Here is a 1045-nt window from a genome sequence, read left to right as displayed (position 1 = left end):
AAAGCAGAAAAAACACTTGCTGAATTGAGTTCTGAGTTTGATGTTCATCAAAACCAAATTATTGACTGGAAAAATCAATTGATCTCAGCTTCCTCACAAGCTTTCGATCAATCAAAAGCTCCATCAGAACCTCCCATTGATCTTAAAAAGTTACATGCAAAAATCGGTGAGCAGGCATTAGAAATTGATTTTTTAGAAGGTGTGTTGAAGAAACTGGGCCGCTTCAACCACAAAAGTTAATCGATCACTCACTTCAGATTTCAGTATCTAAACAAGCTAAGTTACTGAAAGTCTCTCGTGGTTGTTATTATTATCGCCCAAAACCTGTTAGCTCATCAGATCTGAAGCTGATGCGATGTATTGATGAATTACATATGCAATATCCTTTTGCAGGCAGTCGTATGATGCGTGATTTGTTGAAACGTTAAGGGCATCATATAGGACGACGTCATACACGTACTTTAATGAAGAAAATGGGTATTCAGGCGTTATATTGCAAACCAAATTTAAGCCAGGCTAATCAAGCTCACCGTAAATATCCATATCTGCTCAAAGGATTGGCTATTCAGCGCAGTAATCAAGTGTGGTCTACGGATATAACGTATATCCCTATGGCAAAAGGCTTTGTTTATTTATGTGCTGTGATTGATTGGCATAGCCGCAAGGTACTTGCGCATAGGGTATCGATTAGTATGGAGGTGGATTTTTGTATTTCGGCTTTAAATGAAGCGATTGAAAAATATGGATCACCTGAAATATTGAATACAGACCAAGGCAGTCAGTTCACCAGTGATGCATTTATTGATGTATTGAAATCAAATGGCATTCAAATCAGTATGGATGGTAAAGGTCGATGGGTAGATAATGTGATGGTTGAACGATTATGGCGGAGCGTTAAATATGAAGAGGTGTATCTCAAAGCTTATAGCAGTGTCACAGATGCGAAAAAGCAATTGAGTGCATATTTTGAGTTTTATAATCTGAAACGACCTCATTCGAGTCTAGACAAAATGACACCAAATGAGTTTTACTATGATCAGCTACC

The 1045-nt window shown here is 37.9% G+C and carries 1 pseudogene; it reads left to right on the top strand.

Annotation, left to right across the window (positions count from 1 at the left end):
- Window positions 1–1045 (top strand): annotated as a pseudogene (locus FTU06_RS16685) (IS3 family transposase); the annotation flags it as partial.

It is taken from the genome of Acinetobacter sp. YH12052 (genome assembly GCF_013419835.1).
GTDB lineage: Bacteria > Pseudomonadota > Gammaproteobacteria > Pseudomonadales > Moraxellaceae > Acinetobacter > Acinetobacter amyesii.
The sequence above is the reverse complement of the archived record's forward strand: the minus strand, read 5'-3'. Positions and strand labels throughout refer to the sequence as shown.